Source organism: Microlunatus phosphovorus NM-1, from assembly GCF_000270245.1.
GTDB lineage: Bacteria > Actinomycetota > Actinomycetes > Propionibacteriales > Propionibacteriaceae > Microlunatus > Microlunatus phosphovorus.
The window spans coordinates 4,325,836-4,352,731 of record NC_015635.1 but is presented as its reverse complement, the minus strand read 5'-3'; the positions used below and the strand labels follow the sequence as shown (position 1 = coordinate 4,352,731).

The 26,896-nt window shown below is 66.6% G+C and carries 27 protein-coding genes; 12 read left to right on the top strand and 15 right to left on the bottom strand.

Annotated elements, in window-relative coordinates:
• Positions 1-101: 101 nt before the first annotated feature.
• Positions 102-839, bottom strand: coding sequence for an AraC family transcriptional regulator (locus MLP_RS19645; RefSeq protein ID WP_013864920.1), 738 nt, complete (start codon positions 837-839; stop codon positions 102-104).
• 243 nt (positions 840-1,082) lie between these two features.
• Between MLP_RS19645 and MLP_RS19640 the strand changes: the two genes are divergently transcribed.
• Positions 1,083-2,114, top strand: coding sequence for an ABC transporter substrate-binding protein (locus MLP_RS19640; RefSeq protein ID WP_041790327.1), 1,032 nt, complete (start codon positions 1,083-1,085; stop codon positions 2,112-2,114).
• Between the two features lie 117 nt (positions 2,115-2,231).
• Here the strand turns inward: MLP_RS19640 and MLP_RS19635 are convergent, their stop codons facing one another.
• The 4 genes from MLP_RS19635 to MLP_RS19620 all read right to left on the bottom strand — a co-directional run bounded on the left by MLP_RS19635 (position 2,232) and on the right by MLP_RS19620 (position 5,976).
• Positions 2,232-2,870: a TetR/AcrR family transcriptional regulator gene (locus tag MLP_RS19635; RefSeq protein WP_013864918.1), complete on the bottom strand. Its 639-nt coding sequence runs from the start codon at positions 2,868-2,870 to the stop codon at positions 2,232-2,234.
• Positions 2,867-4,219 carry an MATE family efflux transporter gene (locus MLP_RS19630; protein ID WP_013864917.1) on the bottom strand — a complete coding sequence of 451 codons (1,353 nt, stop codon included), beginning with the start codon at positions 4,217-4,219 and terminating at the stop codon, positions 2,867-2,869. The genes MLP_RS19635 and MLP_RS19630 overlap by 4 nt, the downstream gene beginning before the upstream one ends.
• 4 nt (positions 4,220-4,223) lie before the next feature.
• Positions 4,224-5,213: a phosphotransferase family protein gene (locus MLP_RS19625; RefSeq protein ID WP_013864916.1), complete on the bottom strand. Its 990-nt coding sequence runs from the start codon at positions 5,211-5,213 to the stop codon at positions 4,224-4,226.
• 187 nt (positions 5,214-5,400) lie between these two features.
• Positions 5,401-5,976, bottom strand: a complete 576-nt coding sequence (locus MLP_RS19620) for a DnaJ family domain-containing protein (protein WP_172641602.1) — start codon at positions 5,974-5,976, stop codon at positions 5,401-5,403.
• Between the two features lie 68 nt (positions 5,977-6,044).
• Between MLP_RS19620 and MLP_RS19615 the strand changes: the two genes are divergently transcribed.
• Positions 6,045-6,647 carry a TetR/AcrR family transcriptional regulator gene (locus MLP_RS19615; protein WP_013864914.1) on the top strand — a complete coding sequence of 201 codons (603 nt, stop codon included), beginning with the start codon at positions 6,045-6,047 and terminating at the stop codon, positions 6,645-6,647.
• A 110-nt stretch (positions 6,648-6,757) separates the two neighbouring features.
• On the opposite strand, the gene MLP_RS19610 is transcribed toward MLP_RS19615, so the two are convergent.
• A complete protein-coding gene (locus MLP_RS19610; RefSeq protein WP_013864913.1) occupies positions 6,758-8,164 on the bottom strand; it encodes an aminotransferase-like domain-containing protein in 1,407 nt (468 codons plus the stop codon).
• Between MLP_RS19610 and MLP_RS19605 the strand changes: the two genes are divergently transcribed.
• Both MLP_RS19605 and MLP_RS19600 read left to right on the top strand, forming a co-directional pair.
• Positions 8,163-9,089: a DMT family transporter gene (locus MLP_RS19605; RefSeq protein ID WP_013864912.1), complete on the top strand. Its 927-nt coding sequence runs from the start codon at positions 8,163-8,165 to the stop codon at positions 9,087-9,089. The two genes, MLP_RS19610 and MLP_RS19605, sit on opposite strands and share 2 nt — an antisense overlap.
• Complete coding sequence (locus MLP_RS19600) at positions 9,089-9,691, top strand: FMN-binding negative transcriptional regulator (protein ID WP_013864911.1); 603 nt, start codon at positions 9,089-9,091, stop codon at positions 9,689-9,691. The genes MLP_RS19605 and MLP_RS19600 overlap by 1 nt, the downstream gene beginning before the upstream one ends.
• Positions 9,692-10,044: 353 nt before the next feature.
• Here the strand turns inward: MLP_RS19600 and MLP_RS19595 are convergent, their stop codons facing one another.
• Positions 10,045-10,563 (bottom strand): DUF6326 family protein, encoded by a 519-nt coding sequence (locus MLP_RS19595; RefSeq protein ID WP_041790319.1) that lies wholly within the window; start codon positions 10,561-10,563, stop codon positions 10,045-10,047.
• 161 nt (positions 10,564-10,724) lie between these two features.
• Here MLP_RS19595 and MLP_RS19590 point away from each other — a divergent pair, with 161 nt between their 5' ends.
• Both MLP_RS19590 and MLP_RS19585 read left to right on the top strand, forming a co-directional pair.
• On the top strand, positions 10,725-11,870 hold the full coding sequence (locus MLP_RS19590) for a sensor histidine kinase (RefSeq protein ID WP_013864909.1): 1,146 nt from the start codon (positions 10,725-10,727) through the stop codon (positions 11,868-11,870).
• Entirely contained in the window at positions 11,867-12,514 is a 648-nt protein-coding gene (locus MLP_RS19585; RefSeq protein ID WP_013864908.1) for a response regulator, read from the top strand. The genes MLP_RS19590 and MLP_RS19585 overlap by 4 nt, the downstream gene beginning before the upstream one ends.
• A 94-nt stretch (positions 12,515-12,608) precedes the next feature.
• Here the strand turns inward: MLP_RS19585 and MLP_RS19580 are convergent, their stop codons facing one another.
• From MLP_RS19580 to MLP_RS19570, 3 genes are all read right to left on the bottom strand, one after another.
• Positions 12,609-12,956 (bottom strand): VOC family protein, encoded by a 348-nt coding sequence (locus MLP_RS19580; RefSeq protein WP_013864907.1) that lies wholly within the window; start codon positions 12,954-12,956, stop codon positions 12,609-12,611.
• A gap of 135 nt (positions 12,957-13,091) precedes the next feature.
• On the bottom strand, positions 13,092-13,868 hold the full coding sequence (locus MLP_RS19575; protein ID WP_041793048.1) for a hypothetical protein: 777 nt from the start codon (positions 13,866-13,868) through the stop codon (positions 13,092-13,094).
• A 51-nt stretch (positions 13,869-13,919) separates the two neighbouring features.
• Positions 13,920-14,669, bottom strand: coding sequence for a phosphotransferase enzyme family protein (locus MLP_RS19570; RefSeq protein WP_013864905.1), 750 nt, complete (start codon positions 14,667-14,669; stop codon positions 13,920-13,922).
• A gap of 275 nt (positions 14,670-14,944) precedes the next feature.
• Between MLP_RS19570 and istA the strand changes: the two genes are divergently transcribed.
• The 3 genes from istA to MLP_RS19555 all read left to right on the top strand — a co-directional run bounded on the left by istA (position 14,945) and on the right by MLP_RS19555 (position 19,264).
• Complete coding sequence (istA, locus tag MLP_RS19565; protein ID WP_041791596.1) at positions 14,945-16,564, top strand: IS21 family transposase; 1,620 nt, start codon at positions 14,945-14,947, stop codon at positions 16,562-16,564.
• Complete coding sequence (gene istB / locus MLP_RS19560; protein WP_013862440.1) at positions 16,561-17,370, top strand: IS21-like element helper ATPase IstB; 810 nt, start codon at positions 16,561-16,563, stop codon at positions 17,368-17,370. The genes istA and istB overlap by 4 nt, the downstream gene beginning before the upstream one ends.
• An 886-nt stretch (positions 17,371-18,256) precedes the next feature.
• Positions 18,257-19,264, top strand: a complete 1,008-nt coding sequence (locus MLP_RS19555; protein WP_013864903.1) for an NAD-dependent epimerase/dehydratase family protein — start codon at positions 18,257-18,259, stop codon at positions 19,262-19,264.
• 31 nt (positions 19,265-19,295) lie between these two features.
• Here MLP_RS19555 and MLP_RS19550 read toward each other — a convergent pair whose 3' ends face one another.
• On the bottom strand, positions 19,296-19,577 hold the full coding sequence (locus tag MLP_RS19550; RefSeq protein ID WP_013864902.1) for a biotin/lipoyl-containing protein: 282 nt from the start codon (positions 19,575-19,577) through the stop codon (positions 19,296-19,298).
• A 775-nt stretch (positions 19,578-20,352) separates the two neighbouring features.
• Here MLP_RS19550 and MLP_RS19545 point away from each other — a divergent pair.
• Positions 20,353-21,114 carry a TolB-like translocation protein gene (locus MLP_RS19545; protein WP_156821230.1) on the top strand — a complete coding sequence of 254 codons (762 nt, stop codon included), beginning with the start codon at positions 20,353-20,355 and terminating at the stop codon, positions 21,112-21,114.
• Positions 21,115-21,237: 123 nt separating this feature from the next.
• On the opposite strand, the gene MLP_RS19540 is transcribed toward MLP_RS19545, so the two are convergent.
• Together MLP_RS19540 and MLP_RS19535 are read right to left on the bottom strand one after the other, a co-directional pair.
• Positions 21,238-21,477, bottom strand: coding sequence for a DUF6247 family protein (locus tag MLP_RS19540; RefSeq protein ID WP_013864900.1), 240 nt, complete (start codon positions 21,475-21,477; stop codon positions 21,238-21,240).
• Positions 21,478-21,571: 94 nt separating this feature from the next.
• Positions 21,572-22,603 carry a GNAT family N-acetyltransferase gene (locus MLP_RS19535; protein ID WP_231851347.1) on the bottom strand — a complete coding sequence of 344 codons (1,032 nt, stop codon included), beginning with the start codon at positions 22,601-22,603 and terminating at the stop codon, positions 21,572-21,574.
• A 19-nt stretch (positions 22,604-22,622) separates the two neighbouring features.
• Here MLP_RS19535 and MLP_RS19530 point away from each other — a divergent pair, with 19 nt between their 5' ends.
• The gene (locus MLP_RS19530) at positions 22,623-23,420 is read left to right on the top strand and encodes a class I SAM-dependent methyltransferase (protein WP_013864898.1); all 798 of its coding nucleotides are present in this window, start codon (positions 22,623-22,625) and stop codon (positions 23,418-23,420) included.
• Here the strand turns inward: MLP_RS19530 and MLP_RS19525 are convergent.
• Together MLP_RS19525 and MLP_RS19520 are read right to left on the bottom strand one after the other, a co-directional pair.
• On the bottom strand, positions 23,397-24,149 hold the full coding sequence (locus MLP_RS19525; protein WP_013864897.1) for a GNAT family N-acetyltransferase: 753 nt from the start codon (positions 24,147-24,149) through the stop codon (positions 23,397-23,399). The two genes, MLP_RS19530 and MLP_RS19525, sit on opposite strands and share 24 nt — an antisense overlap.
• A gap of 330 nt (positions 24,150-24,479) precedes the next feature.
• Positions 24,480-25,127, bottom strand: coding sequence for a TetR/AcrR family transcriptional regulator (locus MLP_RS19520; RefSeq protein ID WP_041790310.1), 648 nt, complete (start codon positions 25,125-25,127; stop codon positions 24,480-24,482).
• A gap of 196 nt (positions 25,128-25,323) precedes the next feature.
• Between MLP_RS19520 and MLP_RS19515 the strand changes: the two genes are divergently transcribed.
• Positions 25,324-26,778: an MFS transporter gene (locus tag MLP_RS19515; protein WP_041793041.1), complete on the top strand. Its 1,455-nt coding sequence runs from the start codon at positions 25,324-25,326 to the stop codon at positions 26,776-26,778.
• Positions 26,779-26,896 lie beyond the last annotated feature (118 nt).

The window sequence follows — 26,896 nt, the reverse complement described above, 5'->3', positions numbered from 1 at the left end:
TCGGCTTACTCTGAGCGATGAGTCGGGAGAAGGACGTGGAGGCGAGTTTCGAGCCCGATCCATGATCATATTGCCCGCAATGCCGTGCTCGGTTTCGATTCCTAGAGGCGCTGGTCGGGTGGGTCGACGCTGCTCGTCGTCGGGTTCGATGAGGCGCGTCGTGCGTACGCGCCGGGGCTGATGCCGATCTGGGCCCGGAAAGCGACGATGAAGGAAGACGACGTCTGGTAGCCGACGTCGCCGGCGAGTTGGTCCACCTGCGCGCCAGCGCCGAGGGGAGCCAGGGATGCGCTGATCCGGGCACGGCTACGCCAAGCGCTGAAGGTGAGTGCGGTCTCGCTCTGAAAGGCGCGTGCGAGGGTCTTTGTGCTGACGCCGAGCTCGTCGGCCCAGTCGCGCAGCTCACGTCGGTCGGAGGGATCTTCCAGCAGCGCTGCTGCGACAATCGCGGCGCGGTTGTCGCGGGGCAGCGGCAGGGTGGCTCCGCTGACGGGCGACTCCTCGAGTAGGTCAAGAAGCACGGCAGTGGTCCGGCCCCGCTGGGAGTCGGTGAGTTCGCGTGACTCCAGCCGCCTGATCATGGCGGCGAGGACATCGTCGACGAGCAGGGAGTGCGATCGGGTCCAGCGGTGCCCGATCGGCCCCACCTCGGGGTAGAGGTAGAGGCTGTGGAACTCGGCGGGCGCAGTCATCGACATCGTGTGGGTGACGTCGGCGGGCATCCAGATGGCGGCACCTGGTGCGATCATCCAGGCCCCCAGTGCGGACGAGATCATGGCGCTGCCGCGGGTAGCCCACATCAACTGGTGCTCGTCATGCCGATGGTCCGGGAACGACACCGACCTGGCGAGTTCGTGACGAAAAGCAGAAACTTCTGTCCACGTCCGTGGGGGAACACTCACCGCCAGAATCCCCCTCTCGAGCGGCTCGGATCGTCACCAGACGACATTTGCTGTCCGACAATCACAATTATGAGTCGACTGATGACGATACCGCAGAAAGTAAGGTGGGGCTAAGTTCGGTGCTCGGTCCCGGCAGATGTATTCCGGCGACGCCACAAACCGAACGAAAGTGTCACGTCGATGACTCGCACAGCGCCACAACCTCGATCCCTGGTGGCGGTGACCTTCCTGGTCATCGCGCTCCTGCTCTCCGCCTGCTCGACATCCGGCACCGCATCGTCCCCTGAGACGACACCTGGGGACGCCGGCTGGTCGAGCGTCACGACGACCGGCGCGTTCGGTGATGCGACGATCGAGAGCCGGCCCGAGCGGGTCTTCGCACTGTCGACGACCGACGCCGACATGCTTCTGGCGGTCGGCATCGTGCCGATCGCGGTGCCGTCGATGCCGCAGACCGACGCGGCGACCGGCGGTACGAGCATCTACCCGTGGCAGGTGGGGTTGTATCCCGAGGGCACACCCAAGGTCGAGGCGTCGACGACCGAGCTCAACATCGAGGCGATCGCGGCCACCGATCCGGACTTGATCGTGGGCACAGCCTTCTTCGGTCTCACCAAGCCGATCTACGGCAAGCTCGCCGAGATCGCGCCGGTCGTGCACTACGACACGGTCGCCAACTCCGACGACTGGAGAGATTCCACCCGCAAGATCGCCCGCGCGGTAGGGCGCGTCGATGCCGGGGATGCCGCCGTCGCCACGGCGGAGGCGACACTGGCCAAGACCCGGTCGAACAACCCGATCTTCGAAGGGAAGACCTTCAACGCCGTCATCTCGCCGTCGGCTGACGGTGTGTGGATCTTGTGCTCCGAACAAGACAATCTCGGTCGGGTTATGACCGGCTTCGGAATGAAGCTCAGCGAGTACGCGCAGAGTGTCGAGTGCGACGGCGGCAAGGCCGAGCTGAGCTGGGAGAACATGTCCGATCTCGACGCCGACGTGCTCTGGGCGATCCCGGACACGGCCGACCAGATGCCTGAGCTGACCAAACGCAAACTCTGGACCTCCCTCCCGGCGGTCCAGCGAGGCGCGGTGGTCATCGTCACCAAACCCGAAGGCGTCCCCTTCGCACTCGCCTTTCCCTCGCCACTGAGCCTGGTATGGGCCGCCGACCGACTGGCGCCGAAGATGTCCGAGGCAGCGGCAAGAAGCTGAACCGACCGCCATCCTTACCCCGTCAGGGCTTGTCACGCGGGGAGCGGCCGGTCGCCGACGGCGAGGGCCACCGCCACGAGCATCTCGTTGGCGCGGGGCGTCTTGAAGGCGCGCTCATCAGCTGTCGAGCGTCGAGGTGAGCAGTTCCTCGAGGCGAGCCCGAACGCGTGTCGGGATATCGACGCTGTCGGCGTCGAGCAACCACTGGATTTGCAGCCCGTCGATGAGCGCGACGAGATCGGTGGCGGCACCGGCGAGGTCGATCTGATCTCGTAGCAGTCCGCGGCCGGCGAGGTCGGCCAAGGCGTCGGCGATGTCGGCACGCAGCCACCGGTAGCGATTGGCGAAGTAGGCGTGGGCGGGGTGGGCAGGGTCCGCCGCCTCCGTGGAGAGTGTCGCGAACAGGCGCACGATCTCGCGCTGGCTCGCATTGTGTTCGATGACGCGCAGGAGGCGGCGAAAATAGTCGAGGCCGTCGGCGCCGGGAGCGGCCATCCCGGCGAAGAACAGCTCGCCGTTGATGCGATCGCGTTCGGCCAGCACCGCGGCCAGCAGCAACTCCTTCGACGGGAAGTGGTGCAGGAGGCCGGCGCGGGACACGCCACACGCAGCGGCGATCTGCACCATGCTCGCCCCCCGATATCCGTCGGCCGAGAAGGCGCTGAACGCTGCCCGAACGATCTGGGTACGGCGCCGGTCCCCCTTCGGGTAGGTCCGCGACGGCGGTGTGGCGGACCAGCGGTCCTCGGTGTTCATGCCCGGCCCCGAACCAGGGCCGATGTACGGCTGCGCAGCACGATGACTGCCGCCACCGCCGCCAGCACTTCGCCCGCGGGGAGAGCGATCCAGATCCCCAGCGGGTCGACGTGGCCGAGCAGGAGCACCAGCGGCACTTTGAGGAGCAATAGTGTGCCGACCGAGATCAGGTACGACGGTGCGGGACTGCCCAGTGCTTGGAAGTATGCGGAAATCAGCGGTGGAACGCCCGCGAAGACAAATCCCACGGCGATGATCCGCAACCCGGTGATGGCGACCTCGACGGTTTCCGGGTCCGTGAGGAACAGTCCGACGATCGGCCGCGCGGCCAGCGCGATGACGCCGGCCCCCACCGCGCCATAGACGGCGGTGGCACGCAACGCGAGCGTGCGGGTGCGGTGAACCCGCTCGGGATGCTGCCGGCCCGCGTTGAAGCTGATGATCGGCTGGGCTCCTTGGGTGATGCCGATCTGCGGCATCGATACGAACGTCTGGACGCGGGCGCACACGGCGTACGCCGCGATCACGGCGGCGCCTGCGGCGGCCAGAGTCGTGTTGACCAGCACGACGAGGAGGGTGGCACCGAACCCGGCGAGGAACGACGGCGCCCCCACCGAGAGGACCGACCGCACCGTGGGTCCGTGAGGGAGCAGTTCCTTGAGCCGGATCCGATAGGGGCGACGCCGCTGGACGAAGAAGAACCAGACGGCCATTCCCGCCGAGACTGCTTGGCCGCCGACCGTCCCCAGGCCCGCCCCGACGACGCCCAGATCGAGTCCGAAGATCAGCAGCGGGTCGAGGATGATCTGCACGAGCACCGGCACGACCCACAGCATGGTCGAGAACAGCAACCGTCCCTCGGCGCGGACCAGGGCGGAGAACCCGGTGGAGAAGATCGCCCCTGCGATGATCACCATCGCGTACGGCCGGGCGTACGGCAGTGTCTCGTCGGTCGCACCGACGAGACGCAAGAGGGGGTCGAGGAACGCCAGCCCGACGACCGTGACGGTCACCGCCGTCGCCCAGAAGATCGCGAAGGAGTTGCCCGCGGCGCGTGCGGCGAGGTCGGGCCGCCGAGCGCCGAGGCTGCGCGAGACCAGGGACGCGCCGCCGACCCCGACCGTGGTAGAGACCGCCCCCAGGAGCAGCAGAAGTGGTGCCACCAGGTTGACGGCGGCGAGGGCGGTCTCACCGACACCGCGGGCGACGAACCACGCGTTGGTGAGTGCGTAGATGCCGTAGACGCCGACGGAGAGGGTGGTCTGGGAGCAGGTCCACCACAGCAGGCGCCCGATGGGGCGGGTGCCGAGATTCTCAGCGCTGTCGTTGCGGTCCGATACGCTCACCACCGGCTCAGCGTGTGTGGCCGAACGTGGCCATCAACGCGTCGAGCTCACGACGGCCGAAGTCGTAGATCTCTGTGTCCGTGTGGCCGCGATAGCGCGTCTCGACGACCATGATGACGGCGAGGTAGAGCGAGTACAGACGCCGCCGCGTCCGCTGGTTCGGAGTGAGTTCGGTGAGTCCGAAGCCGGCCATGAACTCCGTCGGGTCGCCGAAGAAGGGCATGTCCAGCCCTGTCAGGCCGGCCTCCATCAGGGGGTCGCCGTAGACCGCGCGCTCGTGATCGAGGATCGCTACGATCCGGCCGTCGCGGATCATCGAGTTCTTCGCCCACAGATCGACCTCCACCAGCTGCGGAACCGTGACCTCGTCGAGGGCGTCGGAGTTCTCCGCGAGCACGGCCCGGATCTGGTCGGGCTCCCACCCGAGGTCGATGCCGACGCGCTCACCGTCGTCGAGGGTGTCGACGACCATGGTCGTGAACGCCTCGCGCCACGTTGCGGACCCCGCACCGAGAAGCGGGCCGAAGTGGGGGCCGACAACGGTGTTGATCTCCCGGTTGAGGGCACCGAGCTCGCGGTTCCCCGCCGCGACCACCTCTGGGCTCAGCCGCCCGGCGTCCGCCGAGAGCCCGAAGTTGTCCGCGACGACGTACTCCATGAAGAACAGGTCCGCGTCGACCACGTCATGCGAGAGGTCGACATAGTCCACCCTGGGCACCGGGACGGACGTCTGCGTCGAGACCAGCCGCATCGCCTCGAGCTCGGCGCGCATCATCCCGACCTCCCGGGTGAGCACCGGGATCTCGGCCGGCGGCGCGATCTTCAGCACCACCTGCTGGCCGTCCCGCAACACGATCCGGTAGGCGACGTTGAACCAGCCCTCGGTGATCTCGTGGGCGAAGTCATCACCCTCGGGAACCTGCCCGGCACCGTACGCACGCTCAATGAGCGTCCGCAGCACCGAGACAGGTTGGCGGTTCTTCGTCGTGCTCTCCATCTGAGTCCCTTCGCAGCGGCTGGAGGGACGATATCAGAAACCAACAGCCCTGTCTGTTTCTTAGCTGGGCCGCCGCGGCGGGCACACCGCCGCCGCGGTCACCAACGAGACGGGGCCGTCGTGACGAATCAAAGGGAGTTGCCGGTCGCCCACCTCGAGCAGCCATCTCGCGCGGCCTGAGCCTTGACTAGGCATTGGGGCCGTGACGCGGCGATCGACGGGTTCGCCTACGGAGGAGTCGTCGGCGATTGCGGTCATTCGCCCTAGATTCCTCACGCATCGTGGCTTCTTCCTCGGCCTTCTTGCGAGCCTTCTCGGCTCGGGCTGCTCTGCGATCGGCCCACGCGGCCACGGTGGCCTCGATGTCACGCGGCATGGTGATCAGAGGCGGCCCCATTGGGAGTTGGTAGCGGGCACGGATAACCCGCTGGTTGAACTGCTCGATCTCACAGCGCACGGCCACCTCGTTCGAGAGCTGATCGAGTTGCTCGTCCAGCGCGGCGTCATCCTTGCGGAGTTCGATGGACGGCGGCGACATCACGAGGCCCTCCCGCTTCATGAGGCTCTTGAACCACCAATCGGGGTCATGGTGGTCAGGCAGATCGAGCGGCTTGCCGCTGCCAGGCAGATTGTCGAACTCACCGCGCTCGATCGCCTTGCGTATCCGCATGTCGGCGATCAGCGCGATCACCACGTCGGTGTCGAACGCGAAGGCCGCGGGGTTGTAGAACGTGAGGGGTGGCCCCGAGTCGGGTTCCGTCATCAACCCCTCCCTTCTGGGCATTCAAGTCACCTGTATTATGTCACGCGTATTGGAAAACGGGAGGTCTGGTGCCTAGGCAGGTCGATCATCGCGAGCGACGCGAAACCATCGCCCATGCGCTGTGGGCGGTCGTCGACCAGCAGGGCTGGGCGCGAGCGACCATGCGCGAAGTCGCCCGCGAAGCGGGAGTCTCGCTGGGGCAGCTACAGCACTACTTCTCCTCCCGCGGGGAGATGCTGACCTTTGCGATGGAGTTCGCCGCCGATCAGACGTCGCAGCGGGTCACACAGGGCATGGATTCGCTCGACCAACCTCCGCATCCTCGCGACGTGCTGCGAGTAACTCTCGTCGAGCTTCTCCCTCTTCGACCTGACGCTCGGGCTACCAGCCGTATGAACGCGGCCTATGTTCTCGAAGCGATGCACGACCCGGTGCTGCATGAGCAGGCTGTCGTCGGACTACGCGGCGGGCGCGCAAGGGTCGAACGCCTCATCCGGCAGGCGATGGACGACGGGCAGATAGCCCTGGACCGCGACCCGGCGATCGAGACGGACCTCATTCTTGCCTTGACTGGCTTCGCACCGCTTCTCGAACTCAACGTCATCGAACCGCAAGCAGCGCTCGCGGCCATTGACCAGCACCTAGATCGACTCTTCTGTCCTGCGTCATGACGGAACTGATCTCGGGTCCTGTTGTCTTGGTCGCCTGCCTCGTCAGGGAGGAAGCGGCGCTCGGTCGCGGCAGAGGCGACGACTTCGCGGACAGGATGTCTGGGTGGCTGCTACCGACTGGTGAGCGTGTTGCCGAGGATCGCGGCGGCTTCGGCGAAGCGGTCGGGGTCAGGCCCGGAGAAGTTGAGTCGGATGTAGGGGGCGGGCGGTTCGGCGGGGAACCATTCGCGGCCGTCGGCGATGATCAGGCCGCGAGCTTCGCAGGCGCGAGTGAGAGTGTCGAGGTCGGTCCCGTCGGGTAGCCGGAGCCACAAGTTGAGTCCGCCGACCGGGGGCCGCTCGAGGTGCGCTTGCGGGACATGGTCGCCGATGCTGGTGATCAGTAAGTCGCGGCGTGCGCGGAGTTGGTGACGAATGGTTCGCAGGTGGGTGCGCCAGCCGGGCTGAGTGATGACGTCGAGGGCTGCGGCTTGGAGCACGCCGCTGACATACATCGACTCGGCCGAGCGGTCGGCGAGGATGCGGTCTCGTGCCGGTCCGCGGGCGATCACCGCGGCTACGCGCAGCGACGGCGAAACGCTCTTGGTGAGGGAACGGAGGTAGATCACGTGGCCGTCGTGGTCGTGTGCGGCGATCGGGTGGGGGTCGGTGTCGATGGCGAGGTCGTGCGCCCAGTCGTCCTCGATCAAGAAGGCGCCGTGGCGGCGACAGATGTCCAAGACGCGCTGCCCGGCTTCGACCGGCCACTGACCGCCGGTGGGATTGGCATAGGTGGGTTGGGCGTAGAACCCGCGGGCGCCGGTCTGCGTGAACGCCCGGTCGATCTCGTCCGGGTCCGGCCCGTCCGGCCCGGCTGGGATCGGGACAAGCGTGACCCCGGCCTGTGCGGCGGCCAGGATCGCTCCCCAGTAGGTGGGTGACTCGATGAGCAGAGGCTGACCAGGGCCGATGAGGGCTCGGAAGATCGAACTCAGGCCGCTCTGGCTACCCGAGAGGATCAGCACGTCGCGTGCTGTTGCCGGCGTAACCGCGGCGGGGGCCGTACGCGCAAGCTCGGCAGCGAACCAGGATCGCAACTCGGGCATCCCGGTGGCGGGGGAGCGGGTGAGGGCGGCCTCAGTACGCGCTGCTCGGCTGATCGCGGCGCGCACCAGCCGCGCTGGCAGCAGGTCATGGGCGGGGTAGCCGGAATGGAGACCGATGGCATCCGGGGCCGCCGTACGCTGCGGCGTCGCCAGAGTGGGCAGACGGGCAGGAGGAGCGCCGAGTGCAGCTGTCTGCCACCCGAGGTCGGCCGGACCCAACGCGCGGACGGTTCGCACGAACGTGCCAATGCCGGGGCGGCTCTCGATCAGGCCCAGTGCGGCGAGAGTCCGCATCGCCTTCTGCACGGTGACGGGACTGGCCCCGTACTGAGCTGTCAGCGCGCGATTCGAGGGCAGCTGTGCACCCGGAGGAGCACCGGAAATCCACCGTCGGAGATCCGCAACGATTCGATCAGTGCTATCCTGACTCATGAAAGATCAGAGTAGCGCTATCCTTTCTCGCTTCACGGTGTTACCCGGACATTCTGGCTTGTGGTGGGGCTTGGTCGGCGTCACCGCCTTCTCGTTCACAGTCCCGTTCACGCGGGTCGCGGTCGGCGGGCTGTCGCCGCTGTTCATCGGCTCAGGGCGCGCCGTGATCGCCGCAATCTTGGCCGCGTTGGCGTTGTCGATTACTCGCCAGCGGCGTCCCCGTCGCGGGCAGTGGGCGCGGCTGGGGATCGTCGCCGGTGGCGTGGTCGTCGGATTCCCGATGCTGACCTCGTACGCACTTACCACCGCGCCGGCGAGTCACGGCGCTGTTGTGATCGCCCTGCTGCCGGCTGCGACCGCCGTCATGGCCGTCCTTCGTACCCATGAGCGGCCCGCCGCGTCATTCTGGGCGTTCGCGGCGCTGGGTGCGGTCGCCGCCGTCGTCTTCGCGATCCTGCAAGGCGGTGGGCTCGGCCACCTCCACTGGTCGGACCTGCTGCTGTTCGGCGCGGTCCTCGCCGCTGCGGTCGGGTATGCCGAGGGAGGGCTGTTGGCTCGCGAGCTGGGCTCTTGGCAGACGGTGTCGTGGGCTCTCGTACTGGCCTCGCCACTGATGGTCACACTGGCGGGTGTCTCGCTCCTTCAGCAGCCGCCATCCGCAACGCCGGAGCAGTGGCTCGCGTTCGCCTACCTCGCGGTGGTCAGCATGTTCCTCGGCTTCTTCGCCTGGTATCGCGGACTGGCGATCGGGCCGATGGCCCAAGTCAGCCAGGTCCAGTTGGTGCAACCTGTGATGAGCATCGCCTGGGCTGGGCTTCTGCTACACGAGCTGCTCAGCTGGGCCACGATAGTTGGGGGTGTCGCCGTCATCGGCTGCGCCGGCCTGGCCGTCCGTACCCGCCTGTACCGGAAAGGAGACAACTGATGCGCCACACGCCGCACTACCTGATGACCGATCCCCACGAGGTGAGGCGGCTCATCCGCCAGCACCCGTGGGCCACCTTCGTGTCACCCACCAACCAGGGCCTGATCGCCTCCCACTATCCCGTCCTGGTCGAAGACGGCGATGCCCTTTCCATCGTCAGCCACTTCGGCCGGCCGGACGAGGTTCTCCATGAACTCGGCCAGCACGAGGTCCTCGTCATCATCCAAGGACCCCACGACTATGTGTCGTCGAGCTGGTACGAACCCGGCGATCTCGTGCCGACGTGGAACCACGTCACCGCGCACCTCTATGGCATCCCCGAGATCCTCAGTGACGAGGAGAACTATCAGATGCTGTCCCGCTTGACCGATCACTTCGAACAACACCAGCCCGGCGGCCGGAGCCTCAGCGAGGACGAGGCCGGGACCAGGCGGACCGCGAAGGGGACCGTTGGCCTGCGCATAAGAGTGACGCGATTCGACGCGCGCGCGAAACTCAGCCAGAACAAGTCAACTGACGTCGCCAGCAATATCGTGGCCCACCTCGAATCCCGCAACCCAGAACTTGCCGACGAAATGCGCCGCGCACACATGGGTCGGTGAGTGACGGCGGGCGTCGGCAGCAGCGGCGTGGAGATAGTCGGTCAGTCCAGCTGAACCCACGCGGTCGAGTTGCGGCACCCGCGACACTCGAACCGATCCTGACCATGCATGGCGGAGTGCGGTTCACGCCCGTGGGTCACAAATGACCGCGGATGAGACGGAAGGATCGTACGTCTCGCGCCCGCGGGCCGAAGACGACCGACACGACGACCGAGTTGGGCCGGCATGAGCACCTGATTCAGATGACGCCTGAACGCTGGCTCTCATCTGACTTGGGCTCGACGGCGAGCAGTTGGGTTTGGTCGCTGGTGCCCGCGGGCTTATGGAATCCGACAAGTTGGTGAGATTCACTGCTACGGCGTACGGAGCGGCTCGCTGCCGAGGCTGGCCGCCGGGGCCGCCGGTGATGTGGTGTGACGTGGCCAGGTCCAGGCGGTGCGCAGGATGAAGGCCAGGAGCAGCAGCTCGAGTCCGATGGAGAGTCCGTAGAAGTAGGCGTACGCCCAGGACTCCTCCCCGGCCACGTTGTAGATCGTGACGGGGATGAAGAGTGCCGCTACGACGAGGTTGACGATGCGGTTGAGGCGGGCGGGCAATGTCGCGGAGAGCAGGATCATCAGGCTCGGGATGGCCATGAGTGTGAGTGCAAGGGCGACAAAGGTCGGGCCGGTGTCGAACTCGTGGACGATGCCGGCCAGGATGTCGTCGATCACGCCGGGCTTGAAGAAATTGAGGATGTCCACGTAGACATACAGGAACATGAGGCTCGACCAGGCTGCCGCGAGCTTGGCCCGCACGGGCAGGCGCAGGTCTTCCAGCGTGCTCCGGGACGACGGATTCTCCAGCGTGGTGGGGGATTGAGGCGTTCTCATCGGAATGCTCCTTGGCTTGGATGGATAGGTGCATCCACTGTCACGGTTGCCGGCGGCGGGCACATCAGCCCCGGAGTCAGAGTCGAGCTAACCGTTGGCACAGCCGCGCTCTCATACTTTCGGCCGATACGCCGAGCACCCGGGCTGTCTACGCTGATCAGGTGGCCACCGACGCACTTCGCTCGCTGTGGGCCGAACCTCGGCCCACCGGTGCCTCTGACCGGGGTCTGTGGGACTGGGTCCTGGTCGCAGGACTGGCCGGCTGGTCCGTGGTGGAGGTGGTGCTTCTCCAGGACTTGGCGCCACTCCCGCTGCTGCTGCTCGCGGTGCTCGCGGTCCTCGGCCCCTTGCTGTGGCGACGTACGCACCCGCTGGTCGCGGTGGCGGTCTGCTTCGGCACGTTGACGATCGTCGACCTCGTCAGAATCCTCACCGGCACGCAGGGCGTGCTGCTGAACAGCGTTGCCGCGGTGCTGATCCTGGCGTACGCCCTGTTCCGGTGGGGCTCCGGTCGGGAAGCCGTAAGCGGTCTCGGCATCATCCTGGGATGGCTGGCGATCACCTGCGTCGCCGACTCCATGAGCCTGTGGGAGACGCTCACCGGGTACGCGGTCTTCCTGTCCGCCGCCGCGCTCGGTGCCGCCGTCCGCTATCGCGCGAAGGTCCGCCTCCGCGACATCGACCAGGCCAAGGCCCGCGAACGTGAACAGCTCGCTCGTGAACTCCACGACACCGTCGCTCACCATGTCTCGGGCATCGCCATCCAGGCCCAAGCAGGACGGGCTGTCGCGGCATCCCACCCCGAGCGTGCCGTCGAGGCTCTGACTGTCATCGAAGATGCAGCGACTCGGACCCTGACGGAGTTGCGCGCCGTCGTCGGCGTGCTCCGCGCCACCCAGGACACGGAGTTCGCGCCGCAGCCCGGCGTAGTCGAGGTCGAGCAGCTCGCCACCGATGACCAGACGCGTCCCTGCGTCGAGGTGAGGCTCTCCGGCGAGCTCGACGACCTCAGCCCGGCGGTCGGGGCCGCGATCTACCGCCTGGCCCAGGAGTCCATCACCAACGCTCGACGGCACGCCCGCCACGCGACCCAGGTCACGGTCGCCGTCACCGGCGACGCCGACCAGGTACGGCTGACCATCGACGACGACGGCTCCGTCGCCGGTGGCCGTGCCGCAGCAGGCTACGGCCTGGTGGGCATGCGGGAACGTGCCTCACTGCTCGGCGGCACCTTCCACGCCGGCCCCGCCGCCGAGCGGGGCTGGCGGGTCGAGGCGGTCCTGCCCCGAACCGGGACGTCGCAATGAGCATCAGGGTCCTCATCGCCGACGACCAGCCCATCGTGCGTACCGGGCTGACGATGCTGCTCGACGCCCAGCCCGACATCGAGGTGGTCGGCGCGGCCGCAGACGGGCGCGAGGCCGTACGCCTGGCGCTCCAGCTGCGCCCGGACGTCGGCCTGTTCGACATCCGCATGCCGCTGATGGACGGCATCGAGGCCACCCGACGCCTCGCCGGTCCGGAGGTCACCGACCCCCTGCCGATCGTGATCATCACCACCTTCGACCTCGACGAGTACGTCCACGGAGCGCTCAAAGCTGGCGCCCGCGGATTCCTGCTCAAGGACGCCGGACCCGCCCTGCTGACCCAGGCCATCCACGCCGCCGCCGATGGAGACGCACTGATCGCACCCAGCGTGACCGTCCGACTACTCGCAGCGTTCGCCCACGCCCAGACCACACCACCGAGGCAGCCGATCGAACCGCTCACCGCCCGCGAGGAGGAAGTCCTCGTGCCGGTAGCCCAGGGCCGCACCAACAGTGAGATCGCCAGTGAGCTCTACATCACCCCAAGCACTGTCAAAGCCCACCTCGCCAGCCTGATGCGAAAGCTCGGCGCCCGGAACCGCGTCGAAGTCGCCATGTGGGCCCACGAGACCGGCCGCATCTGACGCCGCAAGATCGGGACTACCAGCATCGTCGGGAGGTGCTACCGACCGAGTGGCAGCGCGGGCGTCTCAGTGCCGGCATTGGGGCGGCCGCGGCTTACAAGGGCCGGGTGAGGTCAACGATCGGTCCGTCTTGGACCTGTGCCCAGGCCGATTCCATGCCATAGTCCATGACCGTGGGCTCGCGCAGGATGGTGGCGCCGGCGGTGCGCGCCTTGTTGACAGCGTTCGTGACGTCGTCGACCCGGCAGTGCACAAGCACCCCTTGCTGGAGTGCGGTCGTGCTTCCGCTCGGGACGTTCAGCCACAGGACGGCGCCGTTCCCCGTGGTCAGCTCAGCGAACGCGCCGAAGTCCTGCGTGATGGTCCAGCCGAACGCGTCGTGCAGGCGGCGGGCAATCGTGCTGGGCTGCTCCACGATCAGGGTGATGGCGTTGATCGACACTGGCGTACATCTCCTGCTGACGGTCGCATCTGATAGCTGACGGTGTGTGAGGCCTGGTTCAAAGTCGCCATCAATCTACCCTCCGAGCACATCCCCGAGTCCCGGCCCGCTGTAGGCGGATCCGCGAACGACACCTCAGGACGTCGAGATGTCTTTCAGGACGCCGTTCTGGAAGGCCCGTGCTTGCCGGCTCGAGGGTGAGGGCTCACCGGAGCGGGCGGCAATCGATTGCTCGATCACCTCGACCGGCTGGTAGCCGGTCGAGAGTAGCTGCCGGCCGGCGTCGACCTTGGACAGCCACTCCCCGTAGCGGTATCGGACCAGCGCCCGGCATGCCCCGAGGACCGCGTCCTCGGCTCCGGCTGTGGGTCGATCGTCAGTCGGACCGGGTAGCGCCATCCACCAGTGCAGCGAGTCGACAAGCAGACTCCGCAGATCATCCGCCGCCAGATCGGCGAATGCCTCGGATGCTGGTGGGCCCGCCAGCACCCGACCGCTTTGATGCAGGATGCTGCGGTCGAGCCCGTACCAGAACGTCCCGTCAGCCGCCGGACGGTCCGCAGGATGAAGAGTCTGCCGGAACGGCATGGCCGCGCCGTCGTTCAACTCGAGCTCGAAGCCCGGTTCCGGGGTGCCCGACCGTGCCGCCGCCACGGTGTAGACGACCAGTTCCAGCCCTCGCGCCGGACACGGCAGGGCGCCGTGTCGCAATCGAGCGATCAACTCCCGCTTTGCCGCCTCGCTCAGCTGGTCGCGGCACAGCACGGCGATGTCGATATCACTGCGACCAGGTTGGAAGGCGTCCAAAGCCAGCGAACCAGCCGCGTACGCACCGACGAACCCGGCGCCGAGCACGTCCCGGGCAGTCTCCACGACAGCTTCGAGATATGGCTCCACATCAATGTCCGGCACCACCCCATCATCCTGGATAGCGCTCAGAGCGGTCAGAGCTGGAGGGCTGAGTTACGGGCCCTCGAGTTGGTTGCTCAAGGCGTCGAGGGTTGGCCAGGGAGGCCCCTCGCGTAGTGATCGCAGCAACTCCTGCCCCCATCGCCGTCGATTCGGGAACTCGTCGCCGACCCTCCAACGCCAGGCTGCGACCATCGCAAGGACGAGCTGTCGGCACGCGTTCAGGAGCTCCTGGTTGATGGCGGGGTAGTGCTCACAGACAGCCTCGGGAACATGGGCGAGGTCGAACTCGACCGGTCCGCGGCAGATCGTCTCGAAGTCGATGAAGACCGAGCCCTGTTTCGTGCCGAGCACGTTGCCGGGATGCGGCTCGCCGTGAAGCAATTGCTGGGTTGCACCCGGCAGGTCGACCCTCCGCCGCAGGTCGGCAAGCCGGCCGGCGAGGAGCTCGCGATCTGTGCCGGCAAGTTCTGGGGACAGGGCGGGATTCGCCGCAACGTGGTGCGCCTCCGCGATCCGATCTGTGAACCGCGGGCTGGGCAGATCTACTGTCCGCATGCCGGCGTGCAAGCGCGTCAGCGCCCGGGCGTAGTCCTCGGGCAACGCGGTGGGCGTCGCAAGCTCGTAGTACGCCCAGAGCGTCACCGCGTAACCATCCCGCACATACACCAGCGGATCCACACGCGGATCCACGGCACCGACTGGGCATCCGGCCTCCGCGAGTCGTTGTGCACGCTGCAACTCAAGACCTGCGTCCTCCTCGCCGACGCGGGTGACCCGGGCGAGGACGTCGCACGGCGTCACCCGTAGCGTCAGCCTGTTCGAACTATGGAGAACGATCGCTTCGTCCGCTGCCAGGCCAAGCGACGCCGCGATGGAGATATGTCAGCGGCCACGAGAAACTGAACGGAGACGGCCAAGAAGTTGATCGTTGGCGGCCATGAGAACTGAACGCTGACGGTCATGGGATCTGCCCGACACGATGTCGTCTGCCTGCCCGGGTTGCCGGGTTTGGGCTCCTTCCTCGGGTGCGATGAGCGGTGCTGATGCGCCCGATCGCTACCCGAGGAAGGGATGAGTTGAAGTCTGCCGAGGAGATCATGAAGATTTTGGATGCCTACGACCTGACCAGGTCGTTGCGTGATGCCGCCGAGCTGGCGGGGTGTTCGCCGAACACGGTGAAACGCTATGTGGAGGCCCGCGCCGCGGGTGGTGCGGTCGCCGACGGTGTGGTTCGGCCGCAGCTGATTGATGAGTTTTTGCCGAAGCTGGAGGAGCTGGTCGAGCGTTCCCGCGGGAAGGTCCGCGCGGATGTGGCCCATGACAAGCTGGTCGCGATGGGCTATGCCGGGTCGGAACGGACCACCCGACGCGCGGTCGCGGAGGCGAAGCAGGCCTACCGTGATGGCCGGTTACGGGTCCACCGGCCATGGGTCCCGGAGCCGGGGATGTGGCTGCAGTACGACTATGGGCAGGGCCCGATGGTCGCCGGGGTCGCCACGGTGTTGTTCTGCGCGTGGCTGGCCTGGTCCCGTTTCCGGGTCGTGCTGGCGTTGCGGGACAAGACGCTGCCGAGCGTGTTCGCCGCGTTGGACCAGACGTTCCGGCTGGTGGGTGGGGTGCCGACCTATGTGCTGACCGACAATGAGAAGACCGTCACCACCGACCACATCGCCGGGATCCCGGTCCGTAACGCGCAGCTGGTCGCGTGGGCGGCTCATTACGCGGTGACCGTGCACACCTGTGTGCCGGCGGATCCGGCGTCGAAGGGTGGCAGCGAGGCCAGTGTGCGGGTCAGCAAGGCTGATCTGGTGCCGACGGAGGCGAACCTGCTGCCCGAGTACGCCTCGTTCGCTGAGCTGCGGAAGGCCTGTGGAGTGTTCCAGACCGGAGTCAACGCCCGCCCGCACCGGATCACCCGGCGGCCACCGGTGGAGATGTTGGCCGAGGAACGGGCCCGGCTGCATCCGGTCGCCGCTGTCCCTTACACGGTGGCGTTCGGCACGACCCGGATCGTGCCGGCGAACACGCCGATGGTCACTTTCGAGGGCGGCCAGTACTCGGTGCCTTACCGGCTGGCCGGCCCCGATGGGGAGCCTTTCGGCGGGACCAGCCTGCTGGGCAAGACGGTGTGGGTCCGCGGCTATGGGGTCGGCGGAGTCGATGAGCAGGTCGTGATCACCTATGTCGACCCGGCCCGGGGGCCGGTCGAGATCGCCCGGCACGACCGCACCCGTCCCGGCAGCCCCCGGGTCGACGACAGCCATTTCCCGCCCGCCCCGGCCGGGCCGCTGGACCGGGCCCCGAAAGCGAAGAACCCGGCGGAGTCAGCGTTCCTCGCCCTCGGCGACGGGGCGGTGCTGTGGCTGCGCGAGGCAGCAGCTGCCGGCACGGGCAAGATGCGGGTCAAGATGGCCCAGGCCGTCGATCTGTCCCGCCTGTTCGACGCCCGCGACGTGGACTGGGCACTCGGCCACGCCGCCGTCCACGGCCGGTTCGCCGAGGCCGACCTGGCCTCCATCCTCGACCACCACGCCCGCCACCCCCGACCCGACCAGCCGTCGGCGGCGCGTCGTGCCGGCGACCAGCACTCCCTGGCCCAGGGCACCCTCAGCTGGGCACAACTCGGCCAACCCGTCACCAACAGCCAGGTGATGACCAGCAGCCCGGTGACCAGCAGTCAGGGGGTTGGCCGATGACCGCCACCACCACTGCCGCGGTCCCGAAAGCCGGGGCACCGCTACCGCCGCCGCTGCCGGCCGATGTCGAGCAGCTGCTGCGGCGGATGCGGCTGCCCCATATCCGCCGCGCCGCGCCGGAGGTGATCGCCACCGCCCGAGCACAACGCTGGGAACCGGTCGAGGTGCTGCGGATCCTGCTCGCCGAGGAAGTCGCCGGCCGGGAACGCTCCGCCCTGGCCACCCGCCGCACCGCGGCCGGGTTCCCCACCGGCAAGACCTTCGGCGGCTGGGACCCCCAGTTGTCGTCGATCCCAGCACCAACCCAGCAAGCGCTACGCACCCTGGAATGGATCGGCCGCCGCGAGAACCTCGTCGTCTGCGGACCGTCGGGCACCGGGAAGACGTTCCTGCTCGAAGCACTCGGCCAGCACGCCGTCGAACAAGGACTACGAGTCGCCTGGTTCACCCTGGAAGACCTCGGGGTGCTGCTGCGCCGGCACCGCGCCGACGACACCGTCACCAAAGCGATCGCCCGGGTGCTACGGGCCGACCTGATCGTGGTCGACGACATCGGGCTGCTCCCGGTCGCCGCCGACGCCACCGAGGGCCTCTACCGGCTGGTCGACGCCGGCTACGAGAAACGCTCCATCGCGATCTCGTCGAACCTGCACCCAGCAGCCTTCGACGAGCTCATGCCCAAGACCCTGGCCACCGCCACCGTCGACCGGCTCCTCCACCACGCCCACATCTGCCAGACCACCGGCGACTCGGTCCGCCTCACCCAAGCACTCGCCGGCCAGGGGGTGAACCCCTTGAGCAGCTGAACCAAGGCCGGACGGTGGCCAACCCCGGGCAGAACCCATGGCCACCACCGTGCACTTCTCGTGACCGCCACCGGTCAGCCATCAAGACCGCCAGTGGTCAAGTTCTGCTGGCCCTTGACAGAGATAGCCGCCGACTTCGCGCGAGTGACCTCCAACTCCTCCACTCCTCAACCTAAGCAGCAGAGAGTCAGCGTCCGATGATCAGGTCCCGATCGGCGTTCCACTTGCGGCGACCTTGCCTGCTCAATCGGCGCTCCAACCGGGGCCGCTAGGGTTCTTCGGTGATCGATGTGTCTGGGGCGTCCCGGTGAGGGACTCGGCGGCTCGTTACCCCTTGCTTCACCGACCTGACCGGTGGGAGTGGGCGTCGATCACTTTCGGGGCCCTTTCATCGTCTAGGTGCACATGTCGGGATCGCTGACGCCGGTACTCACCTGTACCGCTCTCACCTGCCGCATCCCAAGAAGGCATGGCTGTGGCGTGAGCCGAGGTTGAAGTGGTGAGCCCGCCGACGAATCCTGACGATGGCGAGCAGGTCGGGGGGTGCAGACCTTCAGTCTCGCTGACGCAGTCCGCCTCGCGGTCTGCGACAACGCTTGGGGCGGTGAACGATCAAGCTGGCGGCTGAACGGCGAGGTCAATACACCTAGGAACGGTTGCACCGGTGGGGCGAACCATCCTCGCCAGGTCGAGACCAGGTCGCTGCGCAGCGGAATTCCCAGGATCTCATCCACCACCCGCACTCCTTCCGGTGTCCCTTGACGAGTTTGCGGACCTCCGATCCGATCGTGCTGGACCATAGCTCGAACCGACATCTCACTTCCCGCTGGACGGTCTGCTTGCAGTGGTGTGCAACTCGTGGTGGTTGGGGGCGCAGACTGATGACGTGGACCTACTGGTGCTGGGTGGAACCCGATTCGTAGGGCGGGCCATCCTCACCGAGGCGTTGACACACGGCTGGCACGTCACCGCGCTCAACCGTGGCCTCACCGGCGACCTGCCTGCCGCGGTGACATCGTTGGTGGCAGACCGTACCGACGAGAAGCAGTTGCGCGCTGCCCTCGTCGGGCGCTCGTTCGACGCCGTGATCGATACCTGGTCTGGGGCGCCGATAGTGGCAACGACCGCAGCCGCAGCATTGGCCGGATCGGCTGAGCGTTACGCCTACGTCTCCAGCAGTTCGGTCTATGCCTGGGGCACCCATCGAGATGAAGACTCACCGCTGGTCGACGGTGAGGCCAGTGCGGCCGACGGCGATTGTCCGGCGTCGAAGCGAGGAGCCGAGCTCGGCGTGATCGCTGCGTTTCCCGACGCCGTCTTGGCCCGGGCCGGGCTCATCCTCGGACCTTACGAGGACGTCGGGCGGTTGCCGTGGTGGCTCGCGCGGATCGCCAAGGGCGGCGCCGTCGTGGCTCCTGGGCGTCCACGGCGACCCCTGCAGTACGTCGACGTCCGCGACCTCGCCGGCTGGATGCTGTACGCGCTGACCACGGACCTCCGGGGCCCGATCGACGTTATCAGCGAATCTGGCCACGCAACGACGGAGCAACTGCTGTCCAGCTGCAAGGACGCCACCGGGTCCGACGCTGAGTTCCACTGGATCTCCGAGGCAGACTTGGCAGCAGTCGGCGTTCAGCCGTGGACTCAGTTACCGTGCTGGGTCCCCGAAGCCGGTGAGTTCGCCGGCTTCCTCGAGGCCGACACATCGCGAGCACTCGCCGCAGGTCTGCGGTGCCGCCCGATCGTAGAAACGGTTGCCGACACTTGGGTGTGGCTCCAAGCTGACGGATGGCCGACCCAACGCGGAGACCGTCCCACCCACGGACTACCCGTCGAACTGGAACGCGCGCTGCTCGCCCCGCAGACCTACCCCCGATGGCGTCGGCCTACTTGAACAGTCGGGCGCCTGAGCAGACTCGCAGGCTCTAACTCAGCTGACCTGAGTAGGTCGAGACAGGTGTAGCGTCCAACGCGTCCAACACGAGGATGAGAGAACCCTCCGATACGTTATCGCCGACCTTGGTCTTAATTTCCTTGATCATTCCCGCGGCGGAGCTTGGCACCTCGATCATCATGTTGTCCGACTCAAGGGTAATTAGAGGATCGTCTTTATCGACGGTGTCACCAATCTTGACGACGACTTCGATCACCGGTAGATTTTGGTAGTCGCCGATATCCGGCACCTTGACTTCGATTACGGAACTCATCTATTACTTCATCTCCTAAGTCGCAACGCACGCATATGAGACTATTGTGGGGTTAGGCTTAGTTAGGTATCGAAATTGTGCTTCGAGCCCTTCGGAGCACCCATAACGTCTCCTCTCGAGCCTGCGGGGAGCAATGGTGTCCATGCTGGCCGCACCTCAACCGCACGCTGAAGCCTGACGTGCCCGACTATGCCTCACCTGGGTCGACGTCGCCTGCGACCAGTACGCCGCGCTCGTACCCGCCGACCAGCACCTCGTCGAGGTGCGCATCGCGGAGCTTATGGAGCACCCTGGCGGATATCGATCTCGTCGAACTCGAGCCGCTCCGCTGCGGGCATACGCGCCCAGCTGCCCCGGCGTCGTCTTGTATGACAGTCGACAGATACTGACCCTTGTGGAGTCGCTCGATCTCGGTCCGCCGTCTCGGCCCGCTGGCGCTAAGCGGGGACGTCTCGTCGCCGTGGCTGCGGGCGCGGTCGTGATAATCACGAGCCTGGCGATCTACAACAACACCAGAGACCACGAGCCTGCCAGTAGTCCCGCGCCGTCGACCACGCCGACCAATCAACCCCTGCCGACGCCGAGCGCAATGCCTACGCCCACGTCATCACCATCCCCGGGTCAACAGTGGCGAATCCGAGGGTTCCTCGACGACACCAACCTGGATCTATTCGCACGATCGGACAACCGGCTCTACCGCATCCAAACCGCCAAGCAGTTGGTCACCGCGATTGACACTCCGGCTTCGTCCTCCGGCGGCCCAAAGATCTTCATCGTGGACCGCGGTCAAATCATCGTCCGGGATTGGGGCGACGCTGCCGACGGCTTCCGGGTGTACGACGGCAAACGGCCTGAGGCCCTGCCCGAAGGACTGGCAACGCCGGAGACCATCTGGCCCGGACCGCCCGGCCGGTTGTGGGTCACCACGTATCGGGGCGAGGTTCCGACCACTCGGCTGACCGACCTGGAGGGCCGACCGGCCGACGCCGATCGGGGTCCGTCGTCCTACCCGGCCGATGCTGTCCAGACCGACGGTCGCGGTGGGCTGATCTTGTCCAGTTCCGGCGGCTACTACGTCATGACACCCAACGGTCCGCGGCGGCTCACCCGCGGTGAGGTCTTGGCCGTCGGTACGTCCGCGATTCTCATCACCGACTGCGACGACAGATTGCGCTGCAGCCGGTACCTCCTCGACCGCGACACCGGCGTACGGCGGCGGATCGGGCCCGCTCCGGTCAACGACAACGAGAGCGGCGTCATGTCCCGCGATGGTCGCTATGCGGTGCTGCGGAATTGGGCGCGGTCCGGATCAGCCGAACTGCGGATTCTGGACCTTCGGACCGGTGACGTCCTCACCCGCATTGCGGATTCGCGAGGGTACGGCGACGTGAGCTCCCTGCTGTGGCTTCCCGACGATCGGCTCGTCGGCATCCTTGATGGAAGCCTGTTCCTCTACGACCCCACCGACGGCAAGGTCACGAAGCCCGATCTGCACCTCGAGGGCATCCAGCAGCTAGGCCTTCGCGCGCCGACGTGACCAGGCCCCAGCCGCGGCGTACGACGAGGCGTGCCAGGATCGGCTGGTGGACATCGCCGAGCAACTCGACAGGATCGAGCCGGCTGGCTGTGGCGGCGCCTGCGGCGCGAACGACCCGGTAGCTCACCCCGGCCAGCCGGGAAAGAGCCGCTCGGCCGGTACGTCGTCGGCTGTTGCCGCGCCCGCCGAGCCAAGCCGGGACGCGCACGCAGGGTCGCTGTAGGCGACCGCTCGAAGTCGCCACAGCTGAAGCAACGCCTGGAGCATCCGATATTGCTCTGGCCGTCTCGCCTGCTCGATGGCGATGGCGTACTTCCGCAAGAACTGCGCGTGGTGCTGGTCGGGAAGGAGGCCCAAGATCACGGCGGGGTCACTGGGGTCGGGTCGATAGCCCTTGCCTGCGCCGTCATGGTTCCATCCTAGGCAAGAACCGTGCCTCCCGGAGCGCACAATTCCGCTACGGCAGTAGAGGCTTGGTCGTGGCGTCGCGCGTCCGGTCCAGACGCTCGGAGCGTGTTTCGAACCCTGCCGCCTCGTAGGTCCTGACAGCGCTCTGAAGCGAGCTCGGCGTGCAGACGAGCGCGCTCGACGAGCCCAGCTCCCGAAGCGCCGCGGCCGCAGCCATGCAGATTGCCGCACCGTATCCGCGCCGTCGATGGTTGGCGTGCACGCCCAGCGGCTCGAGCAGACCCGGTCTGCCCGGTCCGGCCGCCCAGACTGTCACCGTGGCCACCGCGATGCCCTGGTCGTCACGTCCGAGCAGACACCGAGCCTCGGCGAAGGGTGACCCGTCCGCCATCGCGTACCACTGCTCGTCGGTGAAACCCTCAGATCCCCAAGCCGACCGATGGACCGCCGTGCACTCAGATACCTGCTCGGCGGAATCGACCACCTCGATCCGCGGATCCGTCTGGGCCACACGTCCGGTCAGCCCTAAGTGCAACGGCGTCCACGGATCGCCCGCAGTCCATGCATACTCCGAGAGCAGGTCCTGGATTCGGGTGCTGTCGGGCACCTCGACCGACACCTTTCCGGCGGGCAGGACGCCGCGCTCGGGGGCGGACAGATCTGTTACCACGTCGTGGGCCAGTTCGTCGTCAAGCCAGACCTCGGGTGCAACAGTCATGCGCAGCACATCCGGGCCGTCCAGGAATCCGATCGCACAGATCTCACCGTTCCGACTCCAGGTTCGCACCGTACTCGCCAGCTCATCTGCACCGAACCGCCAGTGCCAGCCGAGGTCTCCTGGGTGCAGCTGGATCGGAGCTTCGTCGCGCTGCCAGCTGCGGAGGGTGCCCACGACATCGTCAAGCTCGCTGGGGTCCGGAATGCTCAACTCGGTGGCCATGCAAACGATCACACCACCGCAGCCCGCTCCACGCAGCCCATTTGTTCCGGTCGCCGCATTCGGCCAACCGGGATCGTACGCGACCACGTCGATCACTGCCGTGGCTCGGGCTGATGCGCCGCCCTGGGATTGGAAGCTCACATCGTGGATGCTGGGCTCCATGGATATGGCCGAGATCTACAGCAAGACCTTCTGGAGTCTGTTCGAAGATCTCGACTCGAGTCTCAACCCGGTCGGGCCCGATCAGCTCTACGACGTCGCCGATGACTACCTTCGCGTCGGCCACCGAATCCTTGATGTTGGCTGTCGAGACGCGCGTCACTTGATCGAGCTGGTCCGCCGCTACGACGCGTACGGAATCGGCGTGGACCCGGTGCCGTGGCATGTCCAGCGAGCCCAGACCGCAGTGGAGGAAGCCAGCCTGACCGACCGGATCACGATCCGATGTGGAGTCGCCGAGAACCTGGCCGAGGCGCCGGCCAGCGTCGATGTCATCTGGTGCCGCGATGTGATCGAGGTACTGCCCGACCTCCCGACCGCCCTGACTCAGATGCGCCGAGTGCTCCGCGCGGACGGACACTTGATCGCCTACACCAATGTCCTGCACGGACCCATCGACCCTGTCGAGACGGCCTCGATCCATGAACCCCTCGGCAACGTCGTGGCCAATCTCGTCGAGGGCGACCTCGAAGCCGGTTTCGATGCAGCGGGCTTCGTGGTCGTCAGGAAGCATGTCATCGGCACCGAATGGCGTGAGTACATCGAGGAACGAAACCAGGTCGTATCGCACGAACTGCTGCGTCTGGCTCGGCTGCGCCGCAGCCGAGACTGTGTCATCGAGCGCTATGGTCAGGACGCCTACCGCACGGCCGAGGCCAGTCTGCAATGGGGACTCCATCAGTTCCTCGGCCGATTTGTGCCGGTGATCTACGTCTTAGCCGGCGCCTCGCTCTGCTAGGACCGGGAGTCCCGCCGCCGGGTCTGCGGTGGTATCCGCGGGCTTGCGAAATCTGAGGTGCTCGGCAGCGAGGCGAAAGCCGAGTTGCTCGTAAAACCGTCTCGCGCCGACCGGGTCGTCCCCCTCCGTCTCCAGCCACACGCGGGGGCTGCAGCGATGTCGGGCCTCTTGCACTACCTGCGCCAACAGAGCAGTCGCGACCCCGCGGCGCTGGTGGTGTGGGTGCACCTGGATATCGACGACCTCCACTCGGGTGGGGTCCTCTTTGACGGCGACGTAGCCGATCAGCGCCGCGTCATGCCAGGCGAGCAGCATCAGCCGAGGATCGGCGTTTCGCACCCAGCTGCGGTACGACTCCAGAGTTGGCATCGCGAAGAAGGGCCGCCCTGCCCAGACCACTGTTGTCAGTTGGTGCATCGCGTCGGCGTCGTTGTCCGTCACGGCGACGATCGATCCCGGCGCTGAGACGGTGGCCAGGGGTGCGGTGTCGCGCTCGAGTTCGACCATGGAGAACACCCGGCGGTAACCGGATGACATCAGCTGTCCGACCCGCTCCGGGTCGTCGGCATCCGCGTTCGCAGCCAGGACGGCACCCAGACGGGCACTGGCCGAGGCGACACGTTCAGCCTCGACAAGATCTGGAATCCGACCCCGGCCAGGACCGGCGACGAGCCAGACCTCAACGCCATCCGACTCGATCCAGCACGGTACGTGCAGTGGCACAGTCATGACTCGACATCGTCCATCATCCGCTGACGCGGATGATCACCGGTCCGCCGGCCGACGGTTCCTGCGGCGGCGCGTTGCTCACGCACTTGGGATGTCTTAACAATCGTGCCGATGGCTACTTGGGCTGACGGCAGCGAGGTTGCGCCAGTAGATCAACCCGTCATGCTCACCGTGGGGCGGCTGCCCCGCTGGGTCGAGCGCACCTACTGTGCTTGACACTCTACGATTTGGCGATGACGCGCACCGGACTGATCATCGAGGTCGCGGCTGCCGAGGGCGCAGTCGGTGTTTGGCGCCGACGCTGCATCACGCGACGACTTGGTTAGGAGTTCAGGCTCCGGCCTGGAGTCGCAGGCCTGCCAGGGTGAGATCGAGGGCGGCGCGGAACTGGTCGGCGTCGTCGTGGCCGTCGAACTCGTCGATGATCTCGTGGACGAACGGGAAGGCCTCGGGATCGAGCTCTCGCCAGGACTGGGCCCACCGATGGAGGTACTCCTCGCGATCCACCGCCCCTTCCCGCACCTCCGGCGGCGGCTCCTGAGCCAGGTCGACGGCGCTGCCGATCACCACGCCGACGATGGCGGACACGGCGTGGAACCGCTGCTTCGGGGTGAGCTGAAGGCGAAGAGTCTGCTGGCCGATGTGTTCGTAGAGTCGCAGTGCGTTGACCTGGAGATCGGTGTTGCGCATGAAGTACGTGCCCAGCCATGGTTGTTGCACGATGGCGTCAAAGAGCGTCGTGGCTATCGCCCGGAGGTCTGCGATGGGGTCGTCGGTGGCCGCGTGCTTCTCGATGTCGGCCAGTACCGCACCGACGACGTGGTCGGTGGCGCGATCAAGCAACTCGTCCTTGTTGGAGACGTACCAGTAGATGCTGGCTGCACCGCCGCCCAGGCGGTCCGCGAGCGCCCGAAACGTGAGAGCGGCTTCCCCTGCCTCATCGAGCAGGGCGACCGCCTCGGTGAGAACGGCGTCCATCGAGTGCGAGGCGCGGCGACGTCCCTGAGACGGTCGGGATCGCCCCGATCGGGATCGTGCCTGCGCCGGCCGAGATCGTGCCAGTCCGGACTGTGCCATGCCTCACATCCAACCAGATCTTGCCCCACATCGAACGTTGTTCTATCGTATCGAACGTTGATCGATACTCGAACAGCATTCGATGGGAGGTTTCGCCATGAGCGCTTTAGCCACTCATGTTCCGTCCCGCAGCTACCCGTCTCTCCGTGCTGCCTGGATCCCGCTGGCGGCTCTGTGCCTGGCCTTCTTCGTCGAGATGGTCGACAACACCTTGTTGTCCATCGCGCTGCCCACCATCGGCCGAGATCTCGGCGGTGGAACGACGTCGCTGCAGTGGGTCGTCGGCGCGTATTCGCTGACCTTCGGCGGGCTGCTGCTCACCGCGGGATCCATGGCCGACCGGTTCGGCCGCCGTCGCATGCTCTTGATAGGGCTCGCTGTCTTCGGGCTGCTCAGTCTGTGCGTCATCGCGGTCACCACCACCGGGGAGCTCATTGCTCTGCGGGCCGCCTTGGGTATTGCTGCGGCGGCGATGGCTCCGATCACCAACTCGTTGGTCTTCCGCCTCTTCGACGACAACCAGGTACGGATGCGGGCGATGACGGTGATGATCGTGGTCGGCATGGCCGGCTTCGTCCTCGGACCGCTGCTCGGCGGTACGGCCTTGGCCCACGTGCGATGGGAGTGGCTGCTGCTGGTGAATGCCCCGATCGCGCTGATCGCGTGCCTCGGCGTCCGCTTCGGCGTGCCTGCTGACCGGCCCGAAGATCTCACCCACGATGCACTCGACCTGCCAGGCGCCGCGTTGAGTCTGCTTGCCATCGGCTTCGCCTGCTATGCGCTGACCAGCGGCGTCGAACACGGCTGGCTTTCGGTGATCACCATCGCGTCAGTCATCGGCGCTATTGCTGCTGCAGTCCTCTTCGTCTGGCACGAGCGTCGCAGCGCAGCACCCATGCTGGACCTGAGCCTGTTCTCCAATGGCACCGTGCGGGGTGCGGCCATTGCCCAAATTGGCACCTCGATCGCCATGGCCAGCGTGATGTTCGGGCTGATCCTGCACTTCCAGTACGCGTACGGGTGGAGTCCCGTCCGTGCCGGTCTGGCTAACCTGCCGATGATTGTGACGATGATCGCCGCTACGCCCTTCTCCGAGTGGCTCGCGCACCGGTTCGGTCATCGGATCGCTTGCCTGGTCGGCGCCGTCTTCCTGGCCGGCTCCCTCGCTGGCATGGCGTTGGCCGTCGACCACGGATACGTTGCCATTGCCGTCTGCATGGTCGCCATGACCATCGGCATGCGAACGGTGATGACGATCTGCGCAGTCGCCCTCGTGGATGCGATGCCCGACAACCGCACCTCGATCGGTGCTGCGCTCAACGACACCGCCCAGGAGGTCGGCACCAGCGTCGGCACCGCGATGATCGGCACCATGATCGCCGCACTCGTCACCGCTCAGCTGCCGGCCGGTGTCTGGAGCAGCGATCTCGTCCAGTCGTTCTTCCACGGCGAGCGGATCAGCTATGCGCTGCTCGCTGTCGTGGTCGGCCTCATCGCCACAGTCGGCGCCTTCACCCTCACCGACTCTCATGCCACTGAAGAGCCGGCGTAGCGAGACGTCGGTGGTTCAGGAGGTAGGCGACTCTGGAGTCCCGGCGTGCTTGCCTCGCTGGCGTCATCGACTGGTGCGTTGCTACTGCTTAAGTGCAGCATCGAAAGGAGCAGCCCTC

Bases quoted from the DNA above. Each gene is read 5' to 3' on its own strand.
- MLP_RS19640 (WP_041790327.1), top strand. From the start codon at position 1,083: ATGACTCGCACAGCGCCACAACCTCGATCCCTGGTGGCGGTGACCTTC.
- MLP_RS19635 (WP_013864918.1), bottom strand. From the start codon at position 2,870: ATGAACACCGAGGACCGCTGGTCCGCCACACCGCCGTCGCGGACCTAC.
- MLP_RS19625 (WP_013864916.1), bottom strand. From the start codon at position 5,213: ATGGAGAGCACGACGAAGAACCGCCAACCTGTCTCGGTGCTGCGGACG.
- MLP_RS19620 (WP_172641602.1), bottom strand. From the start codon at position 5,976: ATGACGGAACCCGACTCGGGGCCACCCCTCACGTTCTACAACCCCGCG.
- MLP_RS19605 (WP_013864912.1), top strand. From the start codon at position 8,163: ATGAAAGATCAGAGTAGCGCTATCCTTTCTCGCTTCACGGTGTTACCC.
- MLP_RS19610 (WP_013864913.1), bottom strand. From the start codon at position 8,164: ATGAGTCAGGATAGCACTGATCGAATCGTTGCGGATCTCCGACGGTGG.
- MLP_RS19600 (WP_013864911.1), top strand. From the start codon at position 9,089: ATGCGCCACACGCCGCACTACCTGATGACCGATCCCCACGAGGTGAGG.
- MLP_RS19595 (WP_041790319.1), bottom strand. From the start codon at position 10,563: ATGAGAACGCCTCAATCCCCCACCACGCTGGAGAATCCGTCGTCCCGG.
- MLP_RS19585 (WP_013864908.1), top strand. From the start codon at position 11,867: ATGAGCATCAGGGTCCTCATCGCCGACGACCAGCCCATCGTGCGTACC.
- istB (WP_013862440.1), top strand. From the start codon at position 16,561: ATGACCGCCACCACCACTGCCGCGGTCCCGAAAGCCGGGGCACCGCTA.
- MLP_RS19550 (WP_013864902.1), bottom strand. From the start codon at position 19,577: ATGAGTTCCGTAATCGAAGTCAAGGTGCCGGATATCGGCGACTACCAA.
- MLP_RS19530 (WP_013864898.1), top strand. From the start codon at position 22,623: ATGGATATGGCCGAGATCTACAGCAAGACCTTCTGGAGTCTGTTCGAA.
- MLP_RS19525 (WP_013864897.1), bottom strand. From the start codon at position 24,149: ATGACTGTGCCACTGCACGTACCGTGCTGGATCGAGTCGGATGGCGTT.
- MLP_RS19520 (WP_041790310.1), bottom strand. From the start codon at position 25,127: ATGGACGCCGTTCTCACCGAGGCGGTCGCCCTGCTCGATGAGGCAGGG.
- MLP_RS19515 (WP_041793041.1), top strand. From the start codon at position 25,324: ATGAGCGCTTTAGCCACTCATGTTCCGTCCCGCAGCTACCCGTCTCTC.